Below are 24450 nucleotides of genomic sequence, written 5' to 3'. Positions count from 1 at the left end.
TTCGCACGCCGCCCGCGCCTGCCGGCCGCGTCCCCGTAGCCGGTGCGTTCTACCCGCGTTTCACGAAGGGCACGCAGCCATGCCGGACCGGCGCCTCGATGGCGTCCGGTCCCATACCGGCCGGCACCCGGCCCGCCGGCGCACGCCGCGCCCATCGCACCGCCATCATCTCCGCGCCATTCGGCCCCGACCACGCCGCCGTCATTGTTGTCCGCAGCAAAACACTGCATTGGTCGCCGGCGCATTTTTCATGCGGCCGACCCGACCTACACTGGTTTCAACGTCGCCCGACGCATTCGTGACACGAAGCGCGGCCGATTCAACGGAAACCAGGAGGTCCCGATCATGAAGCGCCTGATTCAAGCGGTTGCCCTTGCCGTGGCCGTCTCCGGCCCGGTCGTCGCCCATGCGCAGTCGAACCAGCCGCTGACGCGTGCGCAGGTCCGTGCCGAAGTGAAGGCACTGAAGCAGGCCGGCTTCCAGCCGAGCGACTGGTTCTATCCGGCCAGCATCCAATCGGCCGAAGCGAAGATCGCGCAACAGAACGGCGCCGGGTACGGCAGCGCGCGCGACGCGTCGTCGGAATCGGGCCGTTGATCCTCGGCACGGCCACGGCGGCCGTCACGTCTTCACGGGCTGAATCAGCTTCGCGCACGCCGCTGCCTGCGGGTCGCCCGCGGGCAGCTTGCCGCATAGCTCGTCGAACTGCCTGACGACCGTCCTGACCGACGCATCGTGCGCGCCGCCGCTACGCCAGCGGTTCAGTTGCGCGACGACCTTGGTCAGCGCACGCAAATTCGCGCCGTAGAATGCATCGCGCGTCTTGCCGGCCTGCGCGAGCACGCTCGCAGCAATTCCTTCGATCCGCGCCGAGTCCTCGGGCGCCAATTGCACCGCGTTCGCGAAATAGGTCGCGCCCCAGCGCAGCTTCGTCGCGGGGCCCGTCGCCATGTCGTACGCCTTCCGGTACCAGTCGAGCGCCGCCGCCTTGTCGCCGCGCGCCTTCGCGTTCGCGGCCAGCCCGGACATGAAGTAGTACGGCGTCGACGAGCGCGGCAGTTCGGCCTTCAGCAGCGCATCCGACTCGTCGAACAGTCCGGCATCGGTCAACGTATCCGCGCCCTCGCTGACGAGCGCCTGCCGCTCGTACGGATTCGCCGCACCCTGCACCGACGCGGCGATCTGCCGACGCACGGTATCGACGAGCGCCGGCGCATCGAGCGGCGCGCCGGTGCGCGCCTCGCCACGCGCGAGCAGCACGCGGCCGTGCAATGCCATCAGTCGATCGATCGACGACAGCGTCGTATCGGCGGACAGCCGTGCGAGCGCCGCGTCGTATGCGCCGCGCAGCTTCGCGCGCTGCGCTTCACTGCCGCCGAGATACGCGACGACACGCGCCGGCGCCATCACGAGCACGTCGGAATCGGCGCGCGACAGCGCGCGATCGGCCAACACCGCTCGCCATGCGTCGGCGAGCGCCGACTTGTCCAGCGCGCCGGCCTGAGCCGGATCGTCCGACGCGGCGACCACGGCCGCCTTCAGTGCGAAGCGCGCCGCCTCGGCCTTCGCGCCGGCCGCCCGCGCGCGCTGCGACAGCGTCTGTAATGTCTGCGCGACGCGATCGGCCGGCACCGGCAACGCACCGTCGGTATCCCACGAATAGTCCGCCAGCAGCCGCCATTCGTCCGCTTTCAGCGATGCACCGTCCTTCAACGCGCTCGCGAGCGTCTGCCGCACCGGATGCGCGGCGGTCATGCCGAGCGACAGCGCCTGCAGGTAGCGGTCGAGATCGGCCTCGCCCGGCAGCCGCGTCACCTCGGTGCCGTCGGGACGGAACAGGATCATCGTCGGATAGCCGTGCACCTTGAAGCGTTCGCCGAGCTTCTGCGCGCTCTCGGTGTCGCCGTCGAGATAGACGGGCACGAACAGCGACGAGCGCGTCTTGAACGCCTGCTGACTAAAGATCGTCGACTTCACCTGGTTGCACGATGGGCACCACACGGCGCCCCAGTACAGCAGCAGCGGCTTGCCGGTACGCTTCGCGAGCGCGAAGGCGTCGTCGACGTCGCCCTGCTGCCACGCGATGCCGGGCGGCAGATGGGTACGCTGCGACGACGAACTCGCCGCGACGCCTTCCTGCGGCGCGACGGTGGCAAACGCCGCACCCGACGCGGCGAACAGGCAGGCGGCAGTCAGACTCCGGATAACGGCTTTCATCGAAGCGGGTTCCGTTGAAAAGACGATGGCGGGAAGACGCGTCGCGCGCCTGTCGCGACGGCCGGCAAATCGCTCGACGATACGATGCAGGCGACCGCTTGAAAACGAACGAATTCTCGAATGAATATGAGGCACGGGACGCTCGGCCTCACGGCCGCGACCCGAGCCGCGCCATGCGATACACCGATGCATACGCGCCGTCGCGCAGCGCGTAGTCGGGCGATTTTGCCTTCGATGCGAAAAGCGTGCTTTTCGTAGAGCGCGATCGCCGCTCGGTTTGTCGACGAACACGGTCAGCTCGATATGCGTGACGTTGATCCAATTCTCGGCGAGGTCGATCGCGGCCGCGAGCAGACGGCTGCCGATGCCGCGCCCGTGATGCGACGCATCGATCATCATGCCGAGCCCGGTCGCATGACGGCGCCGCGGATTCGGTTCGGTATGCGGGGCAAGATAGCCGACCACCGCGCCATCGACTTCGGCGACGAGACTCACGCCCTGTTCGCGAATGCGTTCGAGCCGCTGCTGCCATTTCTCGAACGATGGAAACGGATGCTGCAGCGTGTTCTTGCAGACCGCCGGTTGCGCGGAGATTGTGCGGATCGCATCGACGTCGTGCGCGTCGCCGTGCCGGATCGTGATGTCGATCATGACGGAGGAGCGTCCAGGGCATCGTTCTTTCAAGGGCATGCGGCGGTGCGCGTACCGCATGCCATCGATGCATATCCGGGTTTCATGCGAATGCAACATGCTTGCCACGTGCTCGCCCGGCATGTCGATGCCGCCTGACGAAACGAAACCATCGCCGCCGATTCGGTTGCGATCGCAACGGCATGGCACCCAAGCCGTCTCATGCCGGCGGGACACCTTTTTACCGACCGCGCCATGGAAAATCGGTAATTTCTCACCGCTCCCCCACTCCTCATTCACGCGCACGCGATTCGTTGCACACACAACGTCATGAGAACGACACGCGATGTCATTTCTCCATCACGTCGACGTCACGTCGGCTCCCTAGACTAGGCGCCGCCCTGCCCGGCATGCGCCGGGCCGGCGCGTGCCGACATCCCGTCCCGCGCATGACGAACGCGCGAACGACGAGGCGGCAACGACGGCCGAAACCGCCACGCGACGCAGCGCGTCGTCCGTGGGGCGCGCCCATCCGGCGCGCGGCCGGCGCATCCGCACGCACGCGCATCGCGGACCGTCCCAGGGGGGGACGACGCTTGGGCGCAACCAGACGAAGTCACGAACGCTCCCATCATCAGAGGACTCGAACGCCATGACGTCACGCCGCAAATTTCTCCAGCAGACCGCCACCGCCGGCCTCTCGGCCGCGGCGCTGTCCGCGTTTCCGCCGAGCATTCGCCGCGCGCTCGCGATTCCCGCCTTTCACGAAACGGGCACCATCAACGACGTGAAGCACGTCGTGCTGCTGATGATGGAGAATCGCGCGTTCGACAGCTACTTCGGCACGTTCAAGGGCGTGCGCGGCTACGGCGACCGTTTCGCGGTGCCGTCGCCGAACGGTCGCGACGTGTTCTACCAGACGTATACGAAGACGACGCCCGCGGTCACGGTCACGCCGTATCACCTCGACGCGAGCAAGGGCAACGCGCAGCGCGCAGGCGGCACGCCGCATACGTGGGCCGACGCGCAGGCCGCGTGGGACCACGGACGCATGAACCGCTGGCCCGACGCGAAGACCACGCTGTCGATGGGCTACTACGACGCGGCCGAAGTGCCGTTCCAGCGCGCGCTCGCCGACGCGTTCACGCTGTGCGACCACTATCACTGCGGGATGCATACGGGCACGATCGCGAACCGCCTGTTCTACTGGAGCGGCACCAACGGCCCGAACGGCATCAGCCCCGTCGACGGCAGCCGCGTGAAGGTCGCCGCGCTGAACAATCAGTTCAACGGCGGCAACGACATCGGACCGTCGACGCAGGGCTGGACGTGGACCACGTACGCGGACCGGCTGCAGCAGGCGGGCGTGAGCTGGAAGGTGTACCAGAGCCTGATCGACAACTTCGGCTGCAACGAGATGATGGGCTTTCGCCACTGGCGTGCGGCCATCGAGCAGATGCCGGCCGCGCGTCGGCCGGTCTACGTCGCGTCGACCGACATCACGCAGCCGGTGACGGCCGCCGGCCCGTTCTACGATCCGGCGATCGACGATCCGCTCAGCCCGCTCGCGAAGGGCTTCGGCAACACGATGCCGTACGGCTTTCTCGAATCGTTCATCGACGACATCCGAAACGGCCGGCTGCCGGCGGTATCGTGGATCATCCCGCCGTCCGCGTACAGCGAGCATCCGGGGCCGTCGAGCCCCGCGCAGGGCGGCTGGTACGTGCAGGCGGTGCTCGATGCGCTGACCGCGAACCCCGAGGTCTGGAGCAAGACGGTCCTGCTGATCAACTACGACGAAAACGACGGCTTCTTCGATCACATGCCGTCGCCAGCCGCGCCGTCGCGCAATGCGGACGGCACGCTCGCAGGCGGCTACACGCTGTCGGGTGCCGACGTCGCCGCCGAGTATCACGACTTCGCACCGGCCACGTCGAGCCAGCCCGCCGCGGACGGCCGCCCGTACGGCCCCGGCCCGCGCGTGCCGATGTGGGTCGTGTCGCCGTGGAGCCGCGGCGGCTGGGTGAACTCGCAGGTGTTCGACCATACGTCGACGCTGCGCTTTCTCGAGAAACGCTTCGGCGTCGTCGAGCCGCAGATCAGCGGATACCGACGCGCGATCTGCGGCGACCTGACGAGCGCCTTCAACTTCCGCTCGCCGAACAACGAGCCGCTGCCGACGCTCGCGGGCCGTTCGACGAAGAGCCAGGTCGACGCGCTGAGCGCCGCGCAGCAGGCCGCCCCGAAGATCGCGCCGCCGGCCACGCCCGCGCCGCCCGCACAGACCATCGGCGTGCGACCGTCGCGCGCGCTGCCGTACGAGCTGCATGCGAGCGCGCAGGCCGACGCGCGCAGCGGCACGCTGCGGCTGAAGTTCGCGAATACCGGCGACGCGGCCGCGGTATTCCACGTCTACGACAAGCTTCATCTCGATCGCGTGCCGCGCCGCTACGCGGTCGAGCCCGGCAAGACGCTGCACGGCGACTGGGCGGCAATGGCCGACGACAACGGTCAATACGATCTGTGGGTGCTCGGCCCGAACGGCTATCACCGCCGCTTCACCGGCGACCTCACGCGCATTGCCGCGACCGGCGCGCCGAATCCGGAGATCCGCGTCGGCTACGCGGGCGCGAGCGGCAACCTGCACCTGCGGCTGAGCAACCACGGCGGCGGCGCCGTGCGCTTCACGATCCGCTCGAATCGGGTCTACGGGCCGCTCGCGGGCCACGGCGCGACCGACACGCACGGTCACGGCGACGGCGCGGGCACGACGTGGACCGTCACGGTGCGCGGCGGCACGCAGTCGGAGCTGCACTGGAAGCTCGACTCGACCGGCTATTGGTATGACTTCATCGTGACCGCCGATCACGACGCGCGCTATGCGCGGCGCATCGCCGGCCGCGTCGAAACGGGCCGCCATTCGGTCAGCGATCCGGCGATGGGCATCGCCGACCGCTTCTGACCGCCGCGGCGACGCGCACGCCTACGGCGCGTCGCCGGCCTGCCCGTCGGCACCGCCCGACACCCGCGCACCACCCGGCGCCGCCGCGCGCAAACGCGTGGCGGCGCGCGCGAAAACATCTGACGGAAGTGTGGTGTAGCCCTCTTTCCGACCCCTACGAAAATGCTCCGTAATGCCGTCCGTTCGCGTTAAACTGCGTCAACCTGTTTTGCAGTTTTTCAACAACGACACCTTCGCCCCCACGGCACAACGACACGAGGATAGGTTCGATGCGCACTACCGGCTCATCCGGGGCAATGACCCTGCTCACCGAACACGACCCGGCCGACGGCCGCGAGCTGCGCTCGCTCCGGCTCGAAGCGACCGGCGACGGCAAGAGCGTGCTGTTGATCGAAATCGACGAACGCAAGCCCGGCATTCACCGCGAGGTCCGCTACGAGATCACGCCGGCCGAACTGATCGCGGCGATCCGCTCGCACGGCGCCGAACTGCCGGGCGAACACCACGGCGCCGCTTCGCTCGCGCGCACCCCTTCGTGAGATTCCGACGGTGAGCGGCGTGCAGCGCGCGCGCTCACCGGCATGTCCCTGCCGCCGTCAGGCGCTTTCCGTCATTCCCGCCGCCGTCTTGAAAATGGCCGATAATCGGCCCATCTGCGCACCCTGCCTGCGCATGTTCTTTTCGGCCAGCCGTCATGCTCCGTGATCTCGTCGCCCAGTACGGGCCGCTTCTCGTATTCGCCAACGTGCTCGCGGCGGCGATCGGCCTGCCCGTGCCCGCGATGCCGACGCTCGTGTTGTTCGGCGCGATGGCCGCGATGCATCCGGCGATGATCGGCTCGCAGCTCGCGACGGTGATTGCGCTATCGGTGCTCGGCGCGCTGCTCGGCGATACGGCGTGGTACGTCGCCGGGCGCCGTTACGGCGGCGCGACGCTGAAGACGATCTGCCGGCTGTCGCTGTCGCGCGACACCTGCGTGAAGAAAACCGAGCGCTTCTTCGGCCGCTACGGCGTGCGCGTGCTCGCAGTAGCACGCTTCATTCCCGGACTGTCGCTGGTATCGGTGCCGATGGCGGGCGCGCTGCATACGCGCTATCGCACGTTCGTCGGCTACGACGCGCTCGGCGCCGCGCTCTGGACGATCGCCGGCCTCGTCGCGGGGCTCGTGTTCTATCGGCAGATCGACTGGCTGTTCGCGGGCGCGAGCCGGCTCGGTCACGCGGTGCTGGTCGTGATCGTCGCGCTGCTCGCCGTCTATGCGGCGATTCGCTGGGTGCGCCGCCGCGCGCTGATCCGCCAGCTCGCGCATGCGCGGATCGGCGTCGACGAGCTCGATGCGCTGCTGCAAGACGATGCAGCACCGGTGATTCTCGACGTGCGCTCGCCCGAGCACCGCAAGCTCGACCCGTTCACGATCCCCGGCGCGCAGTTTGCCGACGAACGGCAGATCGCCGACATCGTCGCGCGCTATCCGCTCACGCAGAAGTTCGTCGTCTATTGCTCGTGCCCGAACGAGGTGACGGCCGCGCTGATGGCGAAGCGCCTGCTCGACGCGGGCTTCACCGACGCGCTCGCGCTGCGCGGCGGCCTCGACGCCTGGCGCGACACCGGTCGCGAACTGGCGCCGCTCGCGGCGGATCTGCCACCGGCCGCGAACGAGCCGGTCGCCGGGCTGCACAAGCCCGCGTAAGAGCGGGCCGCTCGGCGCGGCGGCGCAGCGGCGGCGCGCGGCGCGCCTTCGATCAGAACGCGTGCAGCGGCAGGTTCACGACCAGACGGTACTCGCGGTTCGTCGCATCGGAGTAGTGCGTGGAGCCGTTGTGCCACATCGCGATGAACGTGACCTTCGTGTCCTTCAGCTTGCCGCTCTGGAACGTGTACGACGGAATGAAGCCGAACTCGTGGTGACGGCCTTGCACCGGCGCGCCGTTGCTCCAGTAGATGCTCGAGTGGCTCGGATCGTTCGCCGCGCCTGCGCTGCCGTCCGCGCCCCAGCCCGTCACGCCCCACACCATCGCCTTGAAGCCCGGCAGCCCCGCTTCCTTGCCATAGAACGTGTAGCGCAGCTGCAGCGACTTTTCATGCGGCGCGTTGTAGTCGACGTCCATCGAGTTCGCGAGGAAGATGCCGTTCGTTTCGTTCAGATAGTCGAAGAACTGGTCGCCGAGAATCTGCTGATACGCGAGCAGCAGCTCGTGCGGGCCGTGCTGCGCGGCGAGCGACAGGCTGTACGCGTTGTTGTTGATCTTGCCCTGCAGCGCGTCGCCCGTGTCGTGCGTCGAATAGACGTTGCCGAAGCCCGTCCACTTGATCGTCTGCGGGCTGCCGATGCTGTGCTTCACCGACGCGTAGTACTGGTGCCACACGTCGTCGGCCTGGTTCGCGTACAGCGCGACTTCGCCGTTCGGCGAGTAGTCCCACGTGCCGCCCACATAGGTGATCCGGTTCACGCGCGTACCGCCGTACTGCGTCGTCAGGTTCGTGAGCGTCGAGTGGCCGCGCGCGTCGGTCTTCGTGAAGCTGCCCGCTTCGAGCATCACGTTCTTGAATTCGTTGCTGACGATCGTCGCGCCGAGGAACGTCGGCGGCAGCGCGCGGTTGTCGTGCTGCTCCATGAACGGGTTGTCGACGGCCTGCAGACCGTACTTGATCACCGTGTTCGAGATGCGCGCCTTCACGTCGTAGATGCCCGGATAGGCCCACGCGAGCTGGTTCGAGCCGCCGCCGCCCTTCGCGATGTGTGCCATGCTGCCCGCGCCCGCGCCGCCGTCGAGCTTCAGCGCCGCATACAGCGATGCGTCGAAGCCGATACCGATCAGGCCCGTCGTATAGCCGGACTCGAAGTTCGCCATCACGCCCTGGATCCATGCGTGACGGTGCGGTCCGCCCTTGTTGTCGAGCACGTCCGCGTAATTGCGGAACAGGAAGTCGAGATGGCTGTCGGCGATGAAGCCCTTCGACTTCGATTGCGCGGACGGTTGCTCGTCGGACGGCGTGACGGCCTGGCCGGCCTCCGCGTTCACAATGGCGTTCGGCGTCGTCGCCTGTGCGACGCTCGCACTCGCGCCGGCGGCCGGCGCGGCCTGCGCGACCGTCAGCGGCGCGGGCGCCGCGTCGTCGGCGCGCGCGACGCCCGTCAGCGAGACACCGGCGAGCGCCGGCAGTCCCCATGCAAGCAGCATCTTCGATGCCGTCCCGATCGTCTTCTGCTTTTTCATCGTGGTTCTCTTCTTGTGTTGATGTCGTCCCGCCGGTCGCGATCCGCGCCCGGCCCCCACCCGGCGCGACCGGCTACGGACGCGCCTGTACCCGCGACGCGAAGATCGTTCGCGCCGCACTTACCCCTGTCGACCTGCCTGCTTATCGTCGTTCGACACTCATGCCGCACCCGCGCGGATGCAGGCGACGCGCGCCGCCGAGCCGTGCCGCACTTCCGGCAGCGGCACGTCCTGCGCGCACGCGTCGATCGCCACCGGGCAGCGCGTGCGGAACGCGCAGCCCGACGGCGGATTCAGCGGCGACGGCATCTCGCCCGCCAGCAGCATCGGCCGGCGCGCCCGCTCGCGTGCCGGGTCCGGCGTCGGCGCCGCGTCGAGCAGCGCGCGCGTGTACGGGTGCTGCGGCACGCGGTACACGTCGTCGCGCGTGCCGAACTCCATCACGCGGCCCAGATACATCACGAGCACGCGTTGGCTGATCGCCTTCACGACCGCGAGGTCGTGCGCGACGAACAGATAGGACAGCGACAGATCGCGCTGCAGGTCGCGCAGCAGGTTCACGATCTGCGCCTGGATCGACACGTCGAGCGCCGACACCGGTTCGTCGCAGATCACGAGCTTCGGCTCGCCGATCAGCGCACGCGCGATCCCGACGCGCTGGCACTGGCCGCCGGAAAATTCATGCGGATAGCGCAGCAGGTGATGCGCGTTCAGCCCGACGCGCTCGAGCATCGCGATCACGCGGCGGCGCACTTCGGTACGGCCCAGACCCGGCTGATGCGTGACGAGCGGCTCGGCGACGACCTGCTCGATCGTCATGCGCGGATCGAGCGACGCGAGCGGATCCTGGAAGATCATCTGCACTTCGCGCCGCATCGCGGTGCCGCGCAGCTGCGCCGGCGCGACGGCCTCGCCGCGCCAGCGCACGGTGCCGGCCGTCATCGGTACGAGGCCGATCAGCGCACGCGCGAGCGTCGACTTCCCGCAGCCCGATTCGCCGACCAGGCCGACCGTCTCGCCGCGCTTCACGTCGAACGAGACGCCGTCGACCGCGCGCAGCGTGCCCTTCGGCGACCATGGATAGCCGCCGAGCGGCACGCGGAAATGCACCTTCAGCCCCTCGACGGCGAGCAGCGTGTCGCCGCTCGCGCCGGCGTCGCGGCGTTCGTTGACGCTCATCGCAGTCCTCCCGTCAGATCGGCCGCCGGCCGATGGCAGGCGCGCACCGCACCGGCGGCGCCGTAGGTTTCGAGTGCGGGGCGCAGCGTGCCGCAGCGATCCTCCGCATACGTGCAGCGTTTCGCGAACGCGCAGCCGGCCGGCGCGGTGCCGGGCATCGGCGGATTGCCGGGAATCGCGACGAGCGGCGCATCGTCGGCATCGGTCAGCCGCGGCAGCGCGTTCAGCAGCCCGATCGTGTACGGATGCGACGGCGCCGCGAAGATCGATTCGGCCGGCGCGTATTCGACGGTGCGGCCCGCATACATGACCATCACGTCGTCCGCGAGGCCGGCGACCACGCCCATGTCGTGCGTGATCAGCACGATCGCGGTGCCGCGCTCGCGATTGAGCTCGCGCAGCAGATCGATGATCTGCGCCTGCACGGTCACGTCGAGCGCCGTGGTCGGCTCGTCGGCGATCAGGATTTCGGGCTCGGACAGCAGCGCCATCGCGATCATCACGCGCTGCCGCATGCCGCCCGAGAACTCGTGCGGATACATGCGGATACGCCGCGCGGCGTCGGGAATGCGCACCGATTCGAGCGCCTCGATCGCGCGCTTCGTCGCGGCCTTGCGCGACAGCCCGCGATGCAGCTGCAGGGTCTCGGTCATCTGCCGCTCGATCGTCAGGAAGGGATTGAGCGACGTCATCGGATCCTGGAAGATCATCGCGATCCGGTCGCCGCGCACGGCGTTCAGCGCGCGCGTGTCCATCGCGAGCAGATCGTCGCCGCGATAGCGCGCCGTGCCGCTCGTCGTGCCGTTCGCGGCGAGCAGCCCGAGCAATGCCATCACGGTCTGGCTCTTGCCGGAGCCCGATTCGCCGACGATGCCGAGCGTCTTGCCGGCTTCGAGCGAGAACGACACGCCGCTAACGGCGTCGATCGGCGGCGCATCCTTGCGCGTGAAGCGCACGCCGAGGTTGTCGACTTCAAGTAGTGCGGCCATCTTCAGCGATCCTTCGGGTCAAGCGCATCCCGCAGGCCGTCGCCGACGAAATTCACGCAATAGAGCGTCACGCACAGCATGACGGCCGGGCACAGCAGCAGCCACGGCATCGATTCGAGTTTCTGCGCGCCGTCCTGGATCAGCACGCCCCAGCTCGTCATCGGCTCCTGCACGCCGAGCCCGAGAAACGACAGCACCGATTCGGTCAGCACGATGTTCGGCACCGAGACCGTCGCATACACGACGACGACGCCGAGCAGGTTCGGCACGATATGGCGGCGCACGATCGATACCGGCGACACGCCGATCGCGCGCGCCGCATCGACGAACTCGCGGTTGCGCAGCGACAGCGTCTGGCCGCGCACGACGCGCGCCATGTCGATCCACGAGAACGCGCTGATCGTCAGCACGACGAGCAGGAACGAACGGCCGAACAGCGTCATCATCAGGATCGCGATCAGCAAGTACGGGATCGCGTACATCATGTCGACGATGCGCATCATCACCGCGTCGACGCGGCCGCCCGCGAAGCCCGCGGTCGCGCCCCACGCGACGCCGAACAGGCCCGACACGAGCGTGCCGAGCAGCCCGACCTCGATCGACACGCGCCCGCCGATCAGCGTGCGCACGAGCAGGTCGCGGCCGAGCTCGTCGGTGCCGAACCAGTGCTGGTTCGCGAGCGTCGGCGGCAGGCTGATCGCACCCCAGTCGCTTGCGGCCGGATCGGCTGCAAGCAGCCACGGGCCGACGAAGCAGGCGATCACGATCAGCGCGAGCAGCACGAGGCTGAACAAGGCCGCGCGGTTGTGCAGGAAGCGTGCGAACGCGAGCGCCAGCGGCGAGCGCGAACGCGGCGGCGTATCGGTCTGCGCGGGCAGACCGACGGCTGGCGTAGTGGGAGTCATCGCAGGGCCTCGCTCAGTAACGGATGCGCGGATCGAGCCATGCGTAGGCGAGGTCGACCAGCAGGTTGAACAGCACTGCGCAGACGGTCGTCAGCACGACGAGGCCGAGCACCAGCGTGTAGTCGCGATTGATCGCGCCGTTCACGACGAGCTGCCCGAGCCCGGGCAGCGCGAACACCGATTCGGTGACGACGGCCGCCGTGATCGACGTGATGCAGACCGTGCCGAACAACGATACGACCGGCATCAGCGCGGGCTTCAGCGCGTGGCGCAGCACGATCGTCGAGCCGGGCAGCCCCTTCGCGCGCGCGGTGCGGATGTAGTTGCTCGACAGCGTCTCGATCATCGAGCCGCGCATCACGCGCGCGAGCAGCGACACGTTGATGAAGGTCAGCAGCACGATCGGCAGCAGCCGGTACTGCCAGCCGCCGTCGCCCCAGCCGCCGGCCGGCAGCCAGCCGTTGCCGGCCGACGTCTTCAGCAGGATCGCGAAGATCCACACGAGCACCGGCCCGAGCACGAACGGCGGCACGACGTTGCCGAAGTTGCCGATCAGCATCACGAAGCGGTCGATCGCGCTGTCGCGGCGCACGGCCGCGACGGTGCCGAGCAGCACGCCGAGCACGATCGACAGCGGAATCGACAGGCCGCCCACGCCGAGGCTCACGGGCAGCGCCTTCTTCACGAGATCGTTCACGGACCAGTCGACGTAGCGGAACGACGGCCCGAGATCGCCGCGCAGCAGCGAGCCGAGATACAGCAGATACTGCTTCCACAGCGGTTCGTCGAGGTGGTACTTCGCGTTCAGGTTCGCGAGCGTCGCGGCGGACAGCTGTTTCTCCGTATCGAACGGGCCGCCGGGCGTGAAGTGCAGCAGCAGGTAGCAGACGGTGACGACCGCGAGGATCGTCGGCACCGCCCACAACGTGCGCCTCAGGGCATAGGCCAGCATGATCGCTCCGCTCAGTGCTTGATCAGATACATGTCCTGCGACGCGCGCATGTCGATCACGTTCTTCAGCGAATAGCCGCCGACGTACGGCTTCACGAGACGATCGGCCGAATACTGGAACAGCGGCACCATCGGCGTGTCGTTCATCGCGGTGTCGTGCGCCTGCGTGAGCAGCGCCGCGCGGGCCTTGTCGTCGAGCTTCTGGTTGCCCTCGTCGACGAGCGCGTCGACCTGCTTGTTGCAGTAGCCGACGGTGTTCTGCGAGCTGCCGCAGCGGATCAGATCGAAGAACGTCATCGCGTCGTTGTAGTCGGCGAACCAGCCGTCGCGCGCGATCTGGACCTTGCCGTCATGCCGCTCCTTCATCAGCACCTTGAACTCGACGTTCTCGAGCTTCGTGTTGATGCCGAGCTTCGTGCGCCATTCCGATGCGGCAAACAGCGCGACCTTCTTGTGCAGGTCGTTGGTGTTGTACGTGAGCGTGAACGACAGCGGCTTCGCGTCCGAATAGCCGGCCTGCTTCAGCAGGTTCTTCGCGGTCTCGACGCGCTTGGCCATCGGCCAGGACGCCCATTCCGGCGTGAACGGCTGCACGCCCTTCGTGCCGTTCGGCATCAGGCCGTACATCGGCTTCTCGCCGGCCTGCGTGAGCTTCGACGTCAGCACGTCGCGATCGATGACCATCGACAGCGCCTGGCGCACGCGCTTGTCTTTCAGCACCGGATCGCTGTTGTTCAGGTAGTAGTAGTACGTCGCGAGCTGCAGGCCCGGGCGCAGCTCGGCGCCGAACTGCTTGCTGACCTGCTGGAAAATGCCCGACGGAATCGAATAGCTGTAGTCGATCTGCCCGGCCTGGTACATGCGCATCGCGGTCTCGTCGCTTTCGACGGGCAGATACGTGACCTTGTTGATCACGACCTTCGGCGCGTTCCAGTACTTCGCATCCTTTGTCATCACGATGCGGTTGTTCGGCTGCCAGTCGACGAGCTGGTACGCGCCGTTGCTGACGATGTTGCCGGGACGCGTCCACGCGTCGCCGAACTTCGCGACGACGTCCTTGTTCACCGGCGCGAGCGGCGCCATCGCGGTCAGCTCGGGGAAGAACGCGACCGGCACGTCGGTCGTCACCTCGAGCGTGTACGGATCGACCGCGCGCACGCCGAGCGTCGACGGCGCGGCCTTGCCCGCGATGATCTCCTTCGAGTTCTTCACGAACTCGACGAGGATCGTGTACTTCGAGCCCGTCTTCGGATCGGCGAGACGCTGCCACGAATAGACGAAATCGGCGGCCGTCACGGGCTGCCCGTTGCTCCACTTCGCGTCGTGGCGCAGCTTGAAGATCCACGTCTGCGGCGTCTTGCGCTCCCACGACAGCGCGACGCCCGGCACGACCTGCCCGGCCGCGTCGATGCGCGCAAGCCCTTCGAACAGGTCGAGGCCGATGGTGTTGCCGGTCCACGATTCGATGTGGGCGGGATCGAGCGACTCGACTTCGGCGGGCACCTGTCGCGTCAGATCCTGCTGCGCGGCAAGCGTGACGTTCGACGGGACGGTTACGGCACGGGCGGCGGGCGTCGTCAGGACGAGCGCGGCCAGCACGGCCGACATGGCATGCAAGGATTTCATCGTGGCAGTCTTGAGAAGGTTGTTCGGTGAGCGTCGCGCGGCGAAGGCCGCGGATTACGCGTAAGACGCTGTCGGGGGCAGCGATTGAGGAGGCCCGTGGTTCTCGTATTGCATGTTAGTATCCCTTACGTTTCTTTCGACAGGCATCCCGTCCGAGAAACGAAGGAATACCTGTGCGTTAGAACAGCCTCGGCGTACCGACCCAGACCACCACCGATTCGATCTTCGCGGTGTTGGCCCAGCTGTGCGGAACCGTCGACTGGTAGTGCGAACTATCGCCGGCCTGCAGGACGAACGTCTTGCCTTCCAGCGTCAGCGACACTTCTCCTTCCACCACATACAGGAACTCCTCTCCTGCATGTGTCGTCACCTCGGACCGCTTCTGCCCCGGCGGCATCCGCACGAGGATCGCCTCGAGCTGGCGGCCTTCCGAGACGTTCGTCAGCCTCGCGAACAGGTTCGCCGAATCGGCGAACCCGAAAAAGCGCAGCTGCTCGCCTCGACACACCGAACGCTCCTCGCTCGGCGTATCGACGAAATACTGCACGGTCACGCCGAGCGCCTGCGCGATGCCGGCCAACGACGTCAGCGACGGCGACGCGAGCCCGCGCTCGACTTGCGACAGAAACGGCTTCGAAATGCCCGCGGCTGTCGCCGTTTCGTCGAGCGTGCGCTTCAATCGTTGGCGCAACGCGCGAATCTTGCTGCCCAGTGCGGCGGCAGCGACGGCAGACCGCGAGTTTTCAGTGGGGGGAACCATAGCAGGCCGAAAAGTGGTCGTCAAAAAATGTTTGATGGAAAGTAACTAAGTTTCGTTAATATCGCTTAGTCTTCAGGTTCGCACATGCCTTCGGCGTTGAGCCCGGTGCACTAAACAGGGCCCGAAGCGCGCGAAAAGACCCGCTATCTTGCCAGACTCGCCGCCTTCACAGGCAAGCTGCAAGCGGCTCTCCGGGATTTTGCGGAGCGCCGGACGCGAAGTTTACAAACAAATCATGAGACGAATGTTCCTGAAAGCTGCTGCCATCTCGGGGATTTCCCTATGTGGCGCGGACCTGACGCACCGGACCGGCAAACGTTACCATTCGCGCGCCGGTCGGGGCCTTGCGCCGCCGACACCGGCGGAGTCTGACCCCGGCCCGGGCTAACCGCCCGACTGCTGCCATTGCCTGCGTAGCGGCCTACCCGGCCCACGCGCCCAGGCGCCAGTTCTACCCTCAGGCGACGCGCGATCCGCGCCGTCCGTTTCAACCGAGATTGATGATGCACGCACCTGTTTCACAAACCCGATCGTTTACGACGGTCTTCCTCATCGAAATGTGGGAGCGCTTCGGCTACTACGGCATGGCCGCGCTCCTCGTCCTCTTCATGGTCGATAGGCTCGGTTTCACCGACAGCCATGCGAACCTCACGTGGGGTGCGTTCACCGCACTCGTCTACGCCTCGCCGTCGATCGGCGGCTGGATCGGCGACAAGGTGCTCGGCGCGCGCCGCACGATGATCCTCGGCGCGGCCGTGCTGTGCGCCGGCTACCTGATGCTGGCGGTGCCGAACGACGCGCTCGCCTATATGTATGCGTCGCTCGGCGTGATCGTCGTCGGCAACGGGCTGTTCAAGGCCAACGCGGCGAACCTCGTGCGCCGCATCTACGAAGGCGACGACGCGCGCATCGACAGCGCGTTCACGATCTACTACATGGCGGTCAACATCGGCTCGACGGTGTCGATGCTCGCGACGCCGTGGATCAAGGATCACTGGGGCTGGCACACTGCGTTCGCGGTCTGCTGCGGCGGCATGCTGCTCGCGATCCTGAACTTCATGCTGATGCATCGCACGCTGGCGCACATCGGCTCGCAGCCCGACGACGAGCCGATCCGCTGGAAGCGCCTCGGGGCCGTCGCGGCGGGCGGCGTCGCGCTCGCGCTCGTCACGCTGTACGTGCTGCAGCACAAGCAACTGGCAGTGGCAAGCGTGTGGACGGCCGCGGTCGCGATTCTCGCGATCTTCGCGTACATGATCGCGAAGTCGGAACGCTCGGAGCGCGCCGGCCTGATCGCCGCGCTCGTGCTGATCGCGCAGGTGATCCTGTTCTTCATCTTCTACGTGCAGATGTCGACCTCGCTGACGCTGTTCGCGCTGCGCAACGTCGATCCGCGCTTCATCCTGTTCGGCACGACGCTGTTTACGTGGAGCGCGGCGCAGTTCCAGGCGCTGAACCCGATCTGGATCATGCTGCTGAGCCCGGTGCTCGTGTGGATCTACAACGCGTTCTCGAAGGGCGGCCGCGATCTGCCGGTCGCCGCGAAGTACGCGCTCGGCTTCGGTGCCGTCGCCGCCGGCTATCTCGTGTTCACGATCAGCGGCCGCTATGCGGTCGACGGTCGCGTGTCGTCGTGGTTCATGGTGTGGGGCTACGGCCTCTACTCGCTCGGCGAACTGCTGGTGAGCGGCCTCGGCCTCGCGATGATCGCGCGCTATGTGCCGGCGCGGATGAGCGGCTTCATGATGGGTGCGTACTTCGTCGCGACCGGCGTGTCGCAGTATCTCGGCAGCGTCGTCGCGAACTTCGCGCAGATGCCGTCGCACGATCTGCCGGCCGTCGATTCGCTGCCGCTCTATCTGTCGCTGTTCGAGAAGCTCGGCTGGCTCGCCGCGATCGGCATGCTGCTCGCGCTGCTGCTGCTGCCGATGATGAACCGCCTGTCGCGCCAGCATCAGCGCTGCGCGGAAGAGCGTCGCGACGAAGCGCTGCAGGCGCAGAACGTCGCCGCCGTTCAGTAAGTCCGGCGGCCGGCGTGCTGCGCGCACGCCACAGGCCGCCACATTCTCCTGCCGGCACCGCAATCGCGTCCTACACTGATTGCAAGCGGCGCATCCCCCGAGGTGCGCGCCGGCGGGAGAAGACCCATGAAAAGCAAGACGACGCGGCTGCTGAGAATGCTGTCCGACATCCGGCGTGCGCAGCGCTGCACCGCACTGCGCGCCGCGCGCGCGGCAGCCGAAGCCGATGCGGTGCTCGCGCAGCAGGACGACCGGGCGACGCCCGGCGACAACGACGAGACCGAAGCCGACGATCCGACCGTCGATCCGCGCACGCGCATCGTCCAGCGTCACTGAGACGCGAAGCGTGCACGCCGGCGCCGGTGCCGGCCCCCACTTTTTTGCCTCCACCCGCGCCCGCGCGCGCGCCGCATCACGCGGCGGCCGTGCGCCGCCGCGAAATCCACGCGCCCGAACCGGCCACCGCCATCATCAGCCCGAGCGCACACGCGTCGGCCGCGAGGCCCACGCCGATGTGCCGCAGCTCGGCGCTTCCCGCGACCGGGTGCAGCAGCGAGTCGATGACGAGCGAGATCGCCGCGCCCGCGACGAAGCAGATCAGCCCGCGCTGCCCGACCGCGACGACGGGCCGTACGGCCTGCGCGACGCGCGCGATCCAGCCGTAGCGCACCCAGTCCGCCATCAGCCACGCCACGGCCGCGAAGCTGACGACGCGCGGCAGCGCGAGATCGCGCTTGAGCACGCCTTCGGGCACCGGCAGGCCCGAGAACAGCTTGTAGCTCGCACAGCCGAGCACGACCGCGCAGGCGAGGCCGGTCGCCGCGGCGCCCCAGCGGCCGAGCGCGACGCGCCGGTAGAACGGCTGGCAGCGCGCGAGCACGCCCGCGACGAACATCAGCTGCCACGCAAACGGATTGAAGCTCCAGCGGAATCCGTCGGTATCGAGCAGTTCGGGCCCGAGCCAGCCGGCCGCCAGCCACGATGCGACACTCAGCACGACGAGCGGCCACGGATGGCGGCGCGCGAACGGCACGAGCACCGGCGACGCGAGCGCGAACAGCACGTACATCGGCAGCACCGACGCGAGATACGGCTGGCGCTGGAACGTCAGCAGTTCGGCGAGGCCCGTGAGCGGCGACGCGAGCATCACGCTGACGTCGTCGAGCGCAAGGTTCGGCGCGTCGATCCCGTAATGGTCGAGCACCGCAGACACGACCAGCATCAGCGTCGACGTCGCGAGAAACGCGCGGTAGATCTGCATCGCGCGCCGCACGAAGCGCCGCTGCGCGGCGCGCGCGCCCTGCCGCTCGGCAATCGCGCCGTACGCGCTCGCCGTCGCGAAGCCGCCGAGGAACACGAACACCTCGGCCGCATCGCACAGCGCGAACGCGTGCAGCGTCACGCGCGACAGCACGCTCGCGCCGATGTGATCGACGACGATCATCAGCAGCACGATCCCGCGGAAGAAGTCGACTTCGATGAGACGGCCGCTGCGCGGCCACGACACGGCAGCGGAAGGCGGCGCGTTCATCGACATGAGCGCACCTGCACGGGATGGGCACGCGCGGTGCCGGACGAAACGGAAGGCGAAACAGGAAGCCGAGCGCGGCCGGCGGCGATACGCGTATGCCCGTATCGCGCCGACCCGGCAAGGCGGGCACGGAGACGACCGTTCATTGGAGCACTGCATACGAAGAAAGACGGTCAGGTCAGTCTAATAGCCGTCCCGGAACTGCCCTAAGTAACAAAGTGCAACCGAATCTTCGGTTGCATTACAGGGGCGATATCGCTTGCATGAAGCTGGCAACGCGGCCAGCTTGGCGTCAGCGCGACGACGGCCGACGGTCAGAATCGCGCGTGAGGTGTGTCGAGCGAGGTGCGTTTGAGGCGACCCGCGTCGGCGCGACGCTCGCTCAGGTACGCGCCGGCAGGCGTCGCATCAGCATCGCGCTGTGCCATGCGGTCAACGCGACCGCGACCCAGATCGGCCCGTACGTCGCGAGCTTCGCGACCGTCAGCGTCTCGCCGAGCAACAACAGCGATACGGCGACGAGCAGCACGGGCTCGACATAGCCGAGGATGCCGAACAGCGCCATCGGCAGCATCCGGCTCGCCTTCAGATAGCTCGCGAGCGCAAGCGTGCTGAGCACGCCGAGCCCCGGCAGCAGCGTCGACCACAGCAGCGGATGCGGCGCGACCGGCGTGCCGCTCGTCGCAACCATCGCGATCGCGATCGGACACAGCAGCACGATCTCGACCGCGAACGCGGCCAGCGAATCGGCGTTGATGCGCCGGCGCAGCACGAAATACGGCGGATAGCCGAGCGCGACGACGAGCGTCGGCCACGCGAACGCGCGCGTCGCCCACACTTCGTGCGCAACGCCGAGCGCCGCGCAGGCGACGGCCGCCCACTGCAGCGGATCGAGCCGTTCGTCATAGTAGAAGCGGCCGACGAGCACCATCGTCAGCGGCAGCAAGAAGTAGCCGAGCGACACCTCGAGCATGCGCCCGTGCAGCGGCGCCCACAGGAACAGCCACAGCTGCAGCCCGAGCAGCGCTGCGGTGACGGGCAGCGCGACGAGCAGCCGCCAGTCGCGCACGCTGCGCGCGAGCAGTTCGGCGAGCGCCGGCCAGCGGCCGCGCAGCGCGATCAGCGCGAGCGCGCCGGGCGCGGTCCAGAGCACGCGCCACGCGAAAATGTCGAGGCCCGTGAGCGGCACCAGCCATTTCGCATACGCGGACATCAGCGCGAACAGCGTCGACGCCGCCACCGACAACATCACGCCGCGCCCGGCCTCCGGATACCCCGTCACGTGCGCTTACTGCTGCTGAAAGCGCTCGAAGCGCTTGTCGGTCTGCCGTTCCTCGAACGTCACTTCGGTCACGCGCGCAGCCGGCGGCCCGTGCCGCAGCCACGCCAGCATCCGGTCGATCTGGGCGCCGGGGCCCTGGATCATCGCCTCGACGCTGCCGTCCTCGAGGTTGCTGACCCAGCCGCGCAGCTTCAGCGCGTGCGCCTCGCGCACCGTCGCGTGACGGAAGCCGACGCCCTGTACGACGCCGCGCACGCGCACGTAGTAGGTCTCGATCCGTTCGTCCAGCTCATCGCGGTTCATCGCGTCGCCCCTCCAGTTGCATCCAAGCCCGGCATTGTAGTCGCGTCGGCCCGTTCTCACACGGGTGCGGCCGGCCGCCGCGCGCGCCGAACACGTACAATCTCGCCGACGCTCAACCGCCGCGCCGTTCGCGCGCGGCCAAGAAGGAATGGCATGACTGATACCTCCCGCGATCTCGTTCTGGTCACCGGCGCGTCCGGTTTCGTCGGCTCGGCCGTCGCGCGCATCGCGCAGCAGAAAGGCTATGCGGTGCGCGTGCTCGTGCGCCCGACGAGCCCGCGCACGAACGTCGCCGATCTCGACGCCGAGATCGTCACCGGCGACATGCGCGACGAGACGTCGATGCGCGCCGCGCTGCGCGGCGTGCGCTACCTGCTGCACGTCGCGGCCGACTACCGGCTGTGGGCGCCGGACCCGCACGAGATCGAGCGCGCGAACCTCGAAGGCGCCGTCGCGACGATGCGCGCCGCGCGCGCCGAAGGCGTCGAACGGATCGTCTATACGAGCAGCGTCGCGACGCTGAAGGTCACGAGCGCCGGCGATCCGGCCGACGAGAACCGGCCGCTGACGCCCGAGCAGGCGATCGGCGTGTACAAGCGCAGCAAGGTGCTCGCCGAGCGCGCGGTCGAGCGGATGATCGCCGACGAAGGGCTGCCCGCGGTGATCGTCAACCCGTCGACGCCGATCGGCCCGCGCGACGTGAAGCCGACGCCGACCGGCCGCATCATCGTCGAGGCCGCGCTCGGCAAGATTCCGGCGTTCGTCGATACGGGGCTGAACCTCGTGCACGTCGACGACGTCGCGCACGGCCATTTCCTCGCGCTCGAGCGCGGCCGGATCGGCGAGCGCTACATCCTGGGCGGCGAGAACCTGCCGCTGCAGCAAATGCTCGCCGACATCGCGCAGATGACGGGCCGCAAGGCGCCGACGATCGCGCTGCCGCGCTGGCCGCTGTACCCGCTCGCGGTCGGCGCCGAGGCGGTCGCGAAGTTCACGAAGAAGGAGCCGTTCGTCACGGTCGACGGGCTGCGGATGTCGAAGAACAAGATGTATTTCACGTCCGCGAAGGCCGAACGCGAACTCGGCTACCGCGCGCGGCCGTACCGCGACGGGCTGCGCGACGCGCTCGACTGGTTCCGCGGCGCGGGCTACCTGAAGTAGCACAAAGCGGCGCGCAGCGCGCCGGATTGCGGACTTTGTTACACGTGATGCGCGGACCGCGGGCGGCTCAGCGGGTAAAATCGCGGGTCCTACGTAGAGAAAGCACGCATGAACCTGAACGACCAGATCGATGCACTCAACACCGGCGTCGATCAGCTCCTCCACGATCACCACGCTGCGCAACAGGCGGCCCGCAGCGCGGAAGCCTTCGCGCGCGCCGCCGCGGCCGAGGCCCAGGCGGCTGCGCAGCGTCACGCGGCGGCCGAAGCCGAAGCGCAGGCCGCCGCACAGCGCCATCTCGATGCGGCAGCCGAAGCGGAAGCCGCGCAGAAACGCCACGCCGAAGCGACCGCCGCAGCCGAAGCCGCTGCGCGGCGCCACACCGATGCCGCCGCACAGGCCGAAGCCGCCGTGCAGCGGCACGCAGAAGCGACTGCGCTGACCGAAGCGCTGGCGCAACGTCACGCCGATGCCGAAGCCGCATCGCAGCGCCATGCTGCCGCGATCGCCGAAGCGGAAGCCGCCGCACAACGTCATCATGCCGCCGCGGCCGAAGCGGAGGCTGCCGCCCAGCGTCACGCAGCGGCGAGCGCCGAAGCGGAAGCCGCCGCGAAGCGTCACGCGGAAGCGACGGCCGAAGCCGAGGCGGCCACCGCCGAGGCCGAAGCGCTCGCGCAACGTCACGCGCAGGCGATCGCCGAAGCGGAAGCGGCCGCGCAGCGCCACGCCCAGGCCACGGCGGAGGCCGAGGCGCTCGCGAAACGTCATGCGGAAGCGATCGCGGAGGCCGAAGCGGCCGCGCGCCGCCATGCGGACGCGACGGCGCAAGCGCAGGCCGTCGCGCACCGCCATACCGAAGCGATCGCGAACGCCGAAGCCGCGGCGCAACGCCATGCGAAGGCGATCGCCGATGCCGAAGCGCTCGTCGAAGCCGTGATGAAGGATGCGATGTCGACCGATGCGTCGGCAGCGGAAACCGGTGCGGACGCGGCAGCGCAGGCGCCGTCGGCCGACGCGGTGGCGCACGACGTGCGCGATGCACAAGAGGCGAATGACGCGAATACGACCGACGCAACGTCGGCGAACGCCGCCACGCCGCCCGCAACTGAAGCGGAAACCGAAGCCGACGCAGCGACGGAACGCGGCACCGCAGTCGTCCCCGTCACCGAAGCGGCCCCGAATGCGGCGCCCGCACCCGCCGACAAATCGACGCTGCACGTCTCGCGGCCGACGCAGAACGAACTGACGCTGACGATCAACGGCGAATCGATGACGCTGCATCCGGAGCAGCTCGGCCAGCTGATCGAGGAACTCGCGCATGCGCGCGCGTCGATGCAGCCGGAGCCGCCGAACGGCATCCCGCCGGGCTGGCGCTTCGTGTCGACGAAGAATCCGATGATGGCCGTGCAGAAGCAGTCGAACGGCGATCGTCTGCTGGTCATGCGTCACACCGGCTACGGCTGGGTGCCGTTCACGTTCTCGCCGGACGTCGTGATCCAGATGTACATGCTGCTCACGCAGCGCTGAGCGCCGCACGCGGCGCCTGAATGCAACACGGCCCGACCGGCGGCATGCCGGTCGGGCCGTTTGTCGTTCGGCGCCACTGCATGCGGCGCCGGCCGGTATCAGCGTTCGACCGGTGCCTGCACGCGCGCCTTCCACTGGCCGCCCTTGCCGCGCCAGTAGCGCCACGCGGACGCGAACGTCGCGCCGACGTAGAACGCGGCGACGAGCGGCAGCGCGGGCGCCCACAGCGGCGAGCGCCGGTAGTAGCGCAGCATCGGCGCGTATGCGGCGCACATCGACGCCCATGCGAGCCATGCGGGCCACGCGCGCGCGCCGTACGCGAGCGCGGCGACGGGCGGCACCAGATAGATGATCGTCATCCCGACGAGCGTGCCGGCCAGCAGCCACGGCGAATAGTGGAGCTGCGTGAACGCCGTGCGCGCGATCATGTTCCAGATGTCGCGCCAGCTGTCGTACGGGCGCAGCGACACGCTGCGATCGGCGAGATCGAGGCGGATCGGATGGCGGCCGCTGCCGCGATGCTTGATCTGCGCGGCGAGGCTGCAATCGTCGATCAGCGCGCCGCGGATCGACTCGATGCCGCCCGCTTCCTCGAGCGCCGTGCGCTTCACGAGCATGCAGCCGCCTGCGGCGCCGGCCGTCTTGTTGCGCGGATTGTTGATCCACGAGAACGGATAGAGCTTCGCGAAGAAGAACACGAACGCCGGGATCAGCGCCTTTTCCCAGAACGAGTCGCAGCGCAGCCGCACCATCAGCGACACGAGATCGCGCTGCTCGGCCTGCGCGCGCGTGACGAGCTGCGCGACGGCGTCGGGCGGGTGGCCGATGTCGGCATCCGTCAGCAGCAGATAGTCGGCCGGCAGCCCGAGCGTGCGCACCGCCGCGATCCCCTGCGACTGCGCCCACACCTTGCCCGACCAGCCGGCCGGCAGCGGCTTCGCGCTCAGCACGGTCAGCCGGTCCGCGCGGTTCGCGGCCAGCGCGGCCGCGCGCGCGGCGTCCGCGGTGCCGTCGTCGCTGTGATCGTCGACGATGATCAGGTGAAAGTCGCCCGGATAGTCCTGCCCGAGCAGCGACGTCGCGGCGCGCGCAATCACGTCGGCTTCGTTGCGCGCCGGCACGACCGCGACGACGGCCGGCCAGCCGGCGTCCGCGGCCGCGCCGCGCTGATGGGTTCGGGCTTCGCGG

21 protein-coding genes and 1 pseudogene are annotated in these 24450 nt (G+C 68.3%); 9 read left to right on the top strand and 13 right to left on the bottom strand.

What is annotated here, in order from left to right:
- The coding region (locus tag HMPREF3115_RS31890) for a hypothetical protein (RefSeq protein ID WP_218079208.1) at nt 1-302 on the top strand (302 nt) is incomplete at its 5' end.
- 43 nt (nt 303-345) lie between these two features.
- Nucleotides 346-597, top strand: coding sequence for a DUF4148 domain-containing protein (locus HMPREF3115_RS09190; protein WP_006407889.1), 252 nt, complete (start codon nt 346-348; stop codon nt 595-597).
- A gap of 24 nt (nt 598-621) precedes the next feature.
- Here HMPREF3115_RS09190 and HMPREF3115_RS09185 read toward each other — a convergent pair whose 3' ends face one another.
- On the bottom strand, nt 622-2217 hold the full coding sequence (locus HMPREF3115_RS09185; protein ID WP_070554194.1) for a thioredoxin family protein: 1596 nt from the start codon (nt 2215-2217) through the stop codon (nt 622-624).
- 148 nt (nt 2218-2365) lie between these two features.
- Nucleotides 2366-2868, bottom strand: a pseudogene (locus HMPREF3115_RS28865) (GNAT family N-acetyltransferase).
- Nucleotides 2869-3499: 631 nt separating this feature from the next.
- Here HMPREF3115_RS28865 and HMPREF3115_RS09180 point away from each other — a divergent pair.
- The 3 genes from HMPREF3115_RS09180 (at nt 3500) to HMPREF3115_RS09170 (ending at nt 7499) form a co-directional block, all read left to right on the top strand.
- A complete protein-coding gene (locus tag HMPREF3115_RS09180; protein WP_070554188.1) occupies nt 3500-5809 on the top strand; it encodes a phosphocholine-specific phospholipase C in 2310 nt (769 codons plus the stop codon).
- Nucleotides 5810-6078: 269 nt separating this feature from the next.
- Complete coding sequence (locus HMPREF3115_RS09175; RefSeq protein ID WP_012216261.1) at nt 6079-6348, top strand: hypothetical protein; 270 nt, start codon at nt 6079-6081, stop codon at nt 6346-6348.
- 155 nt (nt 6349-6503) lie between these two features.
- Nucleotides 6504-7499 (top strand): DedA family protein/thiosulfate sulfurtransferase GlpE, encoded by a 996-nt coding sequence (locus tag HMPREF3115_RS09170; protein WP_006407885.1) that lies wholly within the window; start codon nt 6504-6506, stop codon nt 7497-7499.
- Between the two features lie 52 nt (nt 7500-7551).
- Here the strand turns inward: HMPREF3115_RS09170 and HMPREF3115_RS09165 are convergent, their stop codons facing one another.
- From HMPREF3115_RS09165 to HMPREF3115_RS09135, 7 genes are all read right to left on the bottom strand, one after another.
- Entirely contained in the window at nt 7552-9027 is a 1476-nt protein-coding gene (locus HMPREF3115_RS09165; RefSeq protein ID WP_070554186.1) for an OprD family porin, read from the bottom strand.
- Nucleotides 9028-9186: 159 nt separating this feature from the next.
- The gene (locus tag HMPREF3115_RS09160) at nt 9187-10206 is read right to left on the bottom strand and encodes an ABC transporter ATP-binding protein (protein WP_070554184.1); all 1020 of its coding nucleotides are present in this window, start codon (nt 10204-10206) and stop codon (nt 9187-9189) included.
- Nucleotides 10203-11195, bottom strand: a complete 993-nt coding sequence (locus HMPREF3115_RS09155; protein WP_006407882.1) for an ABC transporter ATP-binding protein — start codon at nt 11193-11195, stop codon at nt 10203-10205. The genes HMPREF3115_RS09160 and HMPREF3115_RS09155 overlap by 4 nt, the downstream gene beginning before the upstream one ends.
- 2 nt (nt 11196-11197) lie before the next feature.
- Nucleotides 11198-12100 carry an ABC transporter permease gene (locus HMPREF3115_RS09150; protein WP_065495908.1) on the bottom strand — a complete coding sequence of 301 codons (903 nt, stop codon included), beginning with the start codon at nt 12098-12100 and terminating at the stop codon, nt 11198-11200.
- 13 nt (nt 12101-12113) lie between these two features.
- Entirely contained in the window at nt 12114-13052 is a 939-nt protein-coding gene (locus tag HMPREF3115_RS09145; RefSeq protein ID WP_006407880.1) for an ABC transporter permease subunit, read from the bottom strand.
- A gap of 11 nt (nt 13053-13063) precedes the next feature.
- A complete protein-coding gene (locus HMPREF3115_RS09140) occupies nt 13064-14677 on the bottom strand; it encodes a peptide ABC transporter substrate-binding protein (RefSeq protein ID WP_070554182.1) in 1614 nt (537 codons plus the stop codon).
- 178 nt (nt 14678-14855) lie between these two features.
- Nucleotides 14856-15437, bottom strand: coding sequence for a cupin domain-containing protein (locus tag HMPREF3115_RS09135; RefSeq protein WP_070554180.1), 582 nt, complete (start codon nt 15435-15437; stop codon nt 14856-14858).
- Between the two features lie 500 nt (nt 15438-15937).
- Here HMPREF3115_RS09135 and HMPREF3115_RS09130 point away from each other — a divergent pair, with 500 nt between their 5' ends.
- Nucleotides 15938-17458: a peptide MFS transporter gene (locus tag HMPREF3115_RS09130; RefSeq protein ID WP_070554178.1), complete on the top strand. Its 1521-nt coding sequence runs from the start codon at nt 15938-15940 to the stop codon at nt 17456-17458.
- A gap of 126 nt (nt 17459-17584) precedes the next feature.
- On the top strand, nt 17585-17794 hold the full coding sequence (locus HMPREF3115_RS09125; RefSeq protein ID WP_006407877.1) for a hypothetical protein: 210 nt from the start codon (nt 17585-17587) through the stop codon (nt 17792-17794).
- A gap of 76 nt (nt 17795-17870) precedes the next feature.
- On the opposite strand, the gene HMPREF3115_RS09120 is transcribed toward HMPREF3115_RS09125, so the two are convergent.
- The 3 genes from HMPREF3115_RS09120 to HMPREF3115_RS09110 form a co-directional block, all read right to left on the bottom strand.
- Nucleotides 17871-18995: an OpgC domain-containing protein gene (locus HMPREF3115_RS09120; RefSeq protein WP_070554176.1), complete on the bottom strand. Its 1125-nt coding sequence runs from the start codon at nt 18993-18995 to the stop codon at nt 17871-17873.
- A 376-nt stretch (nt 18996-19371) separates the two neighbouring features.
- Complete coding sequence (gene rarD, locus HMPREF3115_RS09115) at nt 19372-20271, bottom strand: EamA family transporter RarD (RefSeq protein WP_070554174.1); 900 nt, start codon at nt 20269-20271, stop codon at nt 19372-19374.
- Nucleotides 20272-20277: 6 nt separating this feature from the next.
- A complete protein-coding gene (locus HMPREF3115_RS09110; RefSeq protein WP_006407873.1) occupies nt 20278-20574 on the bottom strand; it encodes an acylphosphatase in 297 nt (98 codons plus the stop codon).
- Between the two features lie 153 nt (nt 20575-20727).
- Between HMPREF3115_RS09110 and hpnA the strand changes: the two genes are divergently transcribed.
- Nucleotides 20728-21735, top strand: coding sequence for a hopanoid-associated sugar epimerase (gene hpnA / locus HMPREF3115_RS09105; protein WP_006407872.1), 1008 nt, complete (start codon nt 20728-20730; stop codon nt 21733-21735).
- A 108-nt stretch (nt 21736-21843) separates the two neighbouring features.
- The gene (locus HMPREF3115_RS09100) at nt 21844-23262 is read left to right on the top strand and encodes a phage tail protein (RefSeq protein ID WP_070554172.1); all 1419 of its coding nucleotides are present in this window, start codon (nt 21844-21846) and stop codon (nt 23260-23262) included.
- A gap of 98 nt (nt 23263-23360) precedes the next feature.
- On the opposite strand, the gene HMPREF3115_RS09095 is transcribed toward HMPREF3115_RS09100, so the two are convergent.
- On the bottom strand, nt 23361-24450 hold a 1090-nt coding region (locus tag HMPREF3115_RS09095; protein WP_141751661.1), incomplete at its 5' end, for a glycosyltransferase.

This window comes from Burkholderia sp. HMSC10F09 (assembly GCF_001806955.1).
Taxonomy (GTDB): domain Bacteria; phylum Pseudomonadota; class Gammaproteobacteria; order Burkholderiales; family Burkholderiaceae; genus Burkholderia; species Burkholderia multivorans.
The sequence above is the reverse complement of the archived record's forward strand: the minus strand, read 5'-3'. Positions and strand labels throughout refer to the sequence as shown.